We start from the raw sequence: 6,229 nt of genomic DNA on the forward strand, positions 1-6,229 counted from the left end.
CGCGATCCGCTCACCGACCCCGACGGTGAGGTCGACGCCGTGCAGCACGTCGCGACCCTCGGCGTAGGAGAAGCGCACGTCGTGGGCGTCGATCGCCTCGCCGTCGGGGACCTCGCCGGTCGCGGTCCGGTCGTCGGGCACCTGCGCGACCCCGAGCAGCCGCGACAGGGACGCGGCCCCCATCTGGAGCTCGTCGAGGATCGACACGATGCGGTCGACGGGGTCGATGAGCATCTGGACGTAGAGCACCGCGGTGGTGACGTCGCCCAGCGACACCTGGCCCTGGGTGTAGAGGTAACCGCCGAAGAGCAGCGTCGCGACCGTGGGGACGAGGTAGCTGAGCTCCATGCTCGGGAAGAACACCGTGCGCAGCCACAGCGTGTAGCGCTCGGCGGTGTAGGACTCGCGGATGTCGTCGTCGATCGCGTCGATGCGCTGCTGTCCGAGCCCCAGCGCCTCGACCGAACGGGCGCCCTCGACGGTCTCGGTGAGGGAGGCGTTGATGGCGGAGTAGGACGCGCTCTCGCGCAGGTAGCCGTCCTTGGCACGGGCGAGGTACCACCGCAGTCCCACCACCAGGGGCGGGACGCCGAGCAGGCAGGGCAGCCCGACCCACCAACCGACGCTGAGGGCGGCGGCGAAGGTGAGGATCGCGGTGATGACCGCGATGGTCCACTCCGGCAGGGCCCAGCGCACCGACCAGCCGAGCTGCTCCACGTCGCGGCTGGTGCGGGTCAGCAGGTCGCCGGACCCGGCCGACTCCACGACCCCCACGGGCAGCGCCAGGGCGTTGCCGACGAAGTCCTCGCGGAGCTCGGCGAGGACCTCCTCGCCGAGCACCTGGCTGACGTAGCGCGCGTAGCGGGTCAGCACCGTCTGGAGCACCAGGAAGACCGCGAGCAGGCCGATGATCGTGTCGACGTGGTCGGTGGTCGTGCCGTTCTCGACGCTCTCCACGAGGCCGCCGAGCAGCCGTGGGGCGGCCAACCCGGCGAGGGCGGCGAGCACGTGGAGGGCCAGGGCGCCCCAGACGAGCCGGGGGTGGCGTCGTACGAGCACGCCGACGTAGGAGCGCATGGCGCCGGGGCCGGCGATCGGCAGCGTCGTGCTCATGCGTCACCGACGGGGACGAGCTCGGTCTCGCGGGTCACGACCGCGCGGTAGCGCGCGTGGGTGTCCAGCAGCTCGCGGTGCGTGCCGGTGGCGACGACCACCCCGCTCTCGATGAAGGCGACCTCGTCGACGGCGTCGAGCATCAGCGGGCTGGAGGTCGCGACGAGCGTGGTGCGTCCCGAGCGGTGCGCGCGCAGGCGCGAGGCGATCCGGGCCTCGGTGTGCGCGTCGACGGCCGAGGTCGGCTCGACCAGCACCAGGACCTCGGGGTCGATCGTCAGCACGCGAGCGAGCACGAGGCGCTGGCGCTGGCCGCCGGAGAAGCTGCGGCCGCGCTCGGTGACGACCGTGTCGAGGCCGTCGGGCAGCGCGTCCATGATGTCGTCGGAGGATGCGGTGAAGAGGGCCCGCTCGAGGTCGCCGGTGGTGCGCGCTCGGCCGGTCACGTCCAGCCGGTCGGCGAGGCGTCCGGAGAAGAGTGCCGCGCTGGTGTCGGAGACGACGATGCGGCGTCGTACGTCGGCACGGGGCAGCTGCGTCAGCGGCACCCCGCCGAGCGTGACGTCGTCGTCGACCTCGGCCGAGCACAGGCCGAGCCGGTCGGCGAGGGCGGCGGTGTCGTCGGGCTGCTCGCTGACCAGGGCCGTGATCGCGCCCGGGCGGACCCGCAGGCCCGAGCGTGCGTCGTGCAGCTCGGAGCCGGGCGCGGGCGCGGGAGCCGGGAGAGCGGGCTCGCTCACGTCCGGGGTGAGGGACAGGACCCGGCAGACCCGGCGGGCGGACACCCGGGCCCGGATGACCTTGTTGGCGAACTCGGTCGCGGTGCGCAGCGGGATCATCAGGAACGCCGAGTAGCCGTAGAAGGCGACGAGCTCGCCCGGGGTGATCCGACCGGACACGGCGTAGCGCGCGCCCAGCCAGACGATCACGACGACGAAGAGACCGGGCAGGAAGACCTGGAGGGCGTCGAGCACCGACTGGATCTTGGCGACCTGCACACCGGCTCGTCGGGTGGTCTGGCTCTCACGGCGGTAGCGGTCGTGGAAGACCTGCTCGCCACCGATCCCGCGCAGCACCCGCAACCCGCCGACGATGTCGGTCGCGGTGTTGGAGAGCTCACCCATCAGCTGGCGCTGGCGCGCGCTGCGGGTCTGCAGCGGCGAGAGGAGCGGGCCGACCAGCAGCATCAGCAGGGGCACCCCGAGCAGCACGACGAGCCCCAGCGTCACCGACGTCTGGAGCAGGATCGCGGCGACCAGGAAGAACGAGACGACCGCGCCGGCGAAGCGGGCCGACACGTCCATGACCTGGCCCAGGTGGGAGATGTCGCTGGTGCCGATCGCGACGACCTCACCGGTCGAGACCTTGCGGGGCAGGGTGCCGCCGAGGTGCACCGTGTGGTGGGCGACCAGCTGCACCGTGCGATAGGCCGCGATGAGCCAGTTGGTGACCGCGAAGCGGTGGCGCATGATGCCGCTCGCCGCCTGCACCAGGCCGATCAGCAGCATCAGCCCGGCGAGCTGGAGCAGCGCCGTGCCGTCCTTGTCGGCGACGCCGCGGTCGATCGCGCGACCGATGACCGCGGGCATCACGGCCTGGGTGCTCATCCAGAGGATGCCGAAGGCCATGCCCCCCGCGAGGGTCTTCCACTGGCCGCGTGCGAGCCACCACAGGAAGCGTCCGGGCGACCGGTGGTCGGCGGTCCCGGGGTGGTCGAGGGGGAGGAGGCGCACTCGTCCCAGGGTACGGAGCGTGAGCCGCTCCGCGCCAACGGTTATCGCTCGTCAGCCGGCGAGGCCGTCGACGACCTCGGCGCCGGGGAGCGAGGCGATGGTGGAGCCGGGCAGCAGCAGCTTGGACCGTCGTACGCCGGAGCCGACGAGGACCACGTCGACCTCGGTCACCCGCGCGTCGACGAGCAGGCGCCAGGTCGGCGGCAGGCCGACGGGGTTGATGCCGCCGTGCTCCATGCCGGACTCCTCGACGGCCCGGTCCATCGGGAGGAAGGAGGCCTTGCGCACGTCGAGGAGGCGCTTGACGACGCCGTTGACGTCCGCGCGGGTGTCGGCGCGCACGAGGCACGCGGCGATGCGCTCCTGGCCGTCGCGCTTGCCGGCGACGAGCACGCAGTTGGCGCTCGCCCCGAGCGGCACCGCGTAGGCCTCGGAGAAGGCAGCGGTGTCGGCGAGGTCGGGATCGATCTCGGCGACGGCTGCCCGGTGGGCGTGGGTCCAGGACGCCAACGCCGCCGCCACGCTCGGAGCGAGCAGCTCCGGGTGGTCGGCGGCGGGCAGGGTCCGGAGGGTGCCGAGCCGGGGGAGGTCCACGTCCCCATCCTGCGCCATGTGCCTAGCGCCGGGGGACCATGATCCACGCGACGAGGTAGACGAACGCGACCGTGCCGGCGCTGAAGACCGCTCCCAGCACGGTGAGGAGCCGGACCAGGGTGACGTCCACCCCGAGGTAGTGGGCGAGCCCGGCGCAGACGCCGCCGATCATCCGGTCGTCGCGGTCGCGGACGAGACGGCGCGGGCCGGCGTGGGTCTGCGGGGTCTGCGGGGTCTGCGGGGTCCAGGGTGCGGTGGGGTCGGTCATGACTGCTCCTCCTGTGGTGCGGGCCGCTTCTGGTGGCGGCGGGTGCCGGTGACCGCGATGGCGGCCAGACCCGCGGCGCCGGCGAGGACCCAGGGGACCGGCAGCAGCCAGCGGATGTCGCGGCCCTCGACGACGTCGTACTGCACGAGCGACCAGACCAGGGCCAGGCCCAGGAAGGCGATGCCCATGACGAGGTGGGCGACGTTGACCGGGTGGCGGCCCGACTCGGGCTCGGTGGGCAGGGCGGTGGTGTCGTTCATCGGGTGAGCCTCTCCTCGGTGTCGACGACGATCTCGCCGAAGACGACCTGGGTGTCGAGCACGAGGACGGGGGCGTCGGTGCCGCCGTCGTGGAAGCGGGAGTCGGAGCCGTCCGTGTCGGCGCCGAAGAGCTCGCTGTGCCCTCCGCCGTCGATGGTGGACCGGACGTCCACGTCGAGGCCTTCGGGCACGATCACCTCGATCCGGCCGAAGACGCTCTCCACCCGCACGGTGCGACCGTCGAGGCCCTCCAGGTCGGCGACGTCGCTGAGGTCGAGGACGATCTCGCCGGCGAAGAGCTCGTAGGCGCCCTCGACCTGCGCGGCCGAGCGTGGTGCGGCGTCGATCCGGTCGGCGTCGACCTCCTGGGCCGCCGTCGCCCCGGCCGTGGCGACTCCTGCCATCAGCCCGACGAGGATCAGGCCCCCGGCCCGGCCGAAGAACGCGCCGACCAGCAGCATCACGCCGGTCGTCGCCAGCACCAGGGCCGGGTAGGCGGCGCCGCTGATCGGGGCCCCGGCCAGGTCGAGGATCCCGAGCACCCCGACGCCGAGGGCGCACAGCGCCAACGTGAACCAGAACAGGATCGGACCGCGGCGCCGGGGGTTGCGGGGCCGTGGGGGCAGTGGCGCAGGTGCGACGGGCGTCCACGTCGGCGGCGCTCCGGCGTACGACGGGTGGCCCGAGGTGGGTGCCTGCTGCTGGGTCGGGAAATAGGTCGGTGGCGCGTAGGTCGGTGGCGCGTAGGTCGGCGTCGCTCGGGCCTGCCGGCGCGACTCCTGACCGCGGTTGGAGACGACGAGGAGCACGACCAGCCCGATGATCGCGAGCGGCCACGGGAAGCCGAAGCCGCCGAGGGAGTCGCCGAGCAGAGCTAGCGCTGCAAGGGCGCCGACGACGATCAGGGCGACCGAGCGGCTGCGCTCGTCGAGCCGGACGGTCGCGTCGCCGGTGCCCTCGTCGGGCACGAGCAGCCAGCACGCGCCGTAGAGCAGGATCCCGGCACCGCCGAAGAAGGCCAGCACGACGAAGCCGACGCGCAGGATGATCGGGTCGACGTCGAGGTGGCGGGCGAGGCCTCCGGCGACGCCGGCGACCTTGCGGTCGTAGGCCGAGCGGCGCAGGCGGCCGAGGTCGCGGACCTGGTCCCGGCTCACGCGGGGCCCGTCGTGGGGCCCGTCGTGGGGCTGGCCGTCGCCGGGTCCCGGTGGGGATCCGGGCGGCGTGCCGGTGGGGGCGTCTGGCGGGGTCGTGGTCATGGCTCAACCCTGGACCCCGACGACGTCGCGCACCATCGGGGACGTCCCTGATCCTGGCGCCGCCGAGGGCTCGGGGACTCAGGGTGGAGCCGGGGTTCGCCCTCATGGGGCGGGGGCCTCCCGTGTGTGACGATTGACCCTGACATGAGCACCGCCGCAGCTCCGCCGCCGCCCGAGGTACGCCGCGCCCACCGCGACCTCCACGAGCCGATCATCGGCGGCGTGGCCGGCGGCCTGGCGCGGCACCTGGCGCTGCCGGTCCTCTGGGTCCGGGCGTTCTTCGTGGCGACCTCGGCCCTGGGCGGCCTGGGTGTCGGTCTCTACTCCGGGCTGTGGTTGATGCTGCCCGCGGAGCCGCAGTTCACGACGCAGGCGCCCGGACTCGAGAGCGCCACGCGCGGCGGTCGCCGACCCAGCCGGATCCGGCGGCTCACCGACCTCGGCCCGGTCATCGCCCTGCTCGCCCTGGGCGTGGGCGCGGTGCTGCTCTTCGAGGCGGTCGTCGGCCGCGGTGGCTGGCTGTGGCCGCTGGTGATCGGAGCCGTCGGGGTGGCGCTGCTGTGGCGACAGGCCGACGAGGCCCAGCGCGAGCGGTGGCTCGACTCGACGGGGCGCATCGATCCGGTGCGGGTCGTGCTCGGCGACGGGAGCTGGGCCGCCTACGCGCGCCTGCTCGCCGGGCTGTCGCTCATCGTGCTGGCCGTCCTGCTCTTCTCCCTGCGCGGTGGCTCGCTGTCGATCGCGCGCGACGTCACCGTGGCGGCGCTCCTCGGTGTCGTCGGTCTCGGCATCGTCATCGGGCCCTGGGTCTTCCGGCTGGCCTCCGAGCTCACCGCCGAGCGCTCGGAACGGGTCCGCACCCAGGAGCGCGCCGACGTCGCCGCGCCGCTGCACGACGCGGTCCTGCAGACCCTCGCGCTCATCCAGAAGAACCCCCGAGACGCCGCCACCGTCGCCCGACTCGCTCGGTCCCAGGAGCGCGACCTGCGGGCGTGGCTCTAC

Annotated in this window: 7 protein-coding genes; 1 reads left to right on the top strand and 6 read right to left on the bottom strand. The window is 73.5% G+C overall.

Annotation, left to right across the window (positions count from 1 at the left end; all coding sequences use genetic code 11):
• From RMN98_RS16895 to RMN98_RS16920, 6 genes are all read right to left on the bottom strand, one after another.
• The coding region (locus RMN98_RS16895; RefSeq protein WP_309649981.1) for an ABC transporter ATP-binding protein at positions 1-1,113 on the bottom strand (1,113 nt) is incomplete at its 3' end.
• Entirely contained in the window at positions 1,110-2,846 is a 1,737-nt protein-coding gene (locus tag RMN98_RS16900; RefSeq protein WP_309649982.1) for an ABC transporter ATP-binding protein, read from the bottom strand. The genes RMN98_RS16900 and RMN98_RS16895, both read right to left, overlap by 4 nt.
• Before the next feature lie 51 nt (positions 2,847-2,897).
• Complete coding sequence (locus RMN98_RS16905; RefSeq protein ID WP_309649983.1) at positions 2,898-3,458, bottom strand: YbaK/EbsC family protein; 561 nt, start codon at positions 3,456-3,458, stop codon at positions 2,898-2,900.
• Between the two features lie 4 nt (positions 3,459-3,462).
• Positions 3,463-3,708: a PspC domain-containing protein gene (locus tag RMN98_RS16910; RefSeq protein WP_309649984.1), complete on the bottom strand. Its 246-nt coding sequence runs from the start codon at positions 3,706-3,708 to the stop codon at positions 3,463-3,465.
• On the bottom strand, positions 3,705-3,968 hold the full coding sequence (locus RMN98_RS16915) for a hypothetical protein (protein WP_309649985.1): 264 nt from the start codon (positions 3,966-3,968) through the stop codon (positions 3,705-3,707). The genes RMN98_RS16910 and RMN98_RS16915 overlap by 4 nt, the downstream gene beginning before the upstream one ends.
• Positions 3,965-5,227 (bottom strand): PspC domain-containing protein, encoded by a 1,263-nt coding sequence (locus RMN98_RS16920; protein WP_309649986.1) that lies wholly within the window; start codon positions 5,225-5,227, stop codon positions 3,965-3,967. The genes RMN98_RS16915 and RMN98_RS16920 overlap by 4 nt, the downstream gene beginning before the upstream one ends.
• A gap of 144 nt (positions 5,228-5,371) precedes the next feature.
• On the opposite strand from RMN98_RS16920, the gene RMN98_RS16925 reads away from it, so the two are divergent.
• Positions 5,372-6,229: PspC domain-containing protein (locus RMN98_RS16925; protein WP_309649987.1), on the top strand; the 858-nt coding region annotated here is incomplete at its 3' end.

The organism is Nocardioides sp., assembly GCF_031397825.1.
In the GTDB taxonomy this organism is placed as follows: domain Bacteria; phylum Actinomycetota; class Actinomycetes; order Propionibacteriales; family Nocardioidaceae; genus Nocardioides.

Excerpts from the sequence above, each read along its gene's own strand:
- RMN98_RS16920 (WP_309649986.1), bottom strand. The coding sequence starts at position 5,227 with ATGACCACGACCCCGCCAGACGCCCCCACCGGCACGCCGCCCGGATCC.
- RMN98_RS16905 (WP_309649983.1), bottom strand. The coding sequence starts at position 3,458 with ATGGCGCAGGATGGGGACGTGGACCTCCCCCGGCTCGGCACCCTCCGG.
- RMN98_RS16910 (WP_309649984.1), bottom strand. The coding sequence starts at position 3,708 with ATGACCGACCCCACCGCACCCTGGACCCCGCAGACCCCGCAGACCCCG.
- RMN98_RS16915 (WP_309649985.1), bottom strand. The coding sequence starts at position 3,968 with ATGAACGACACCACCGCCCTGCCCACCGAGCCCGAGTCGGGCCGCCAC.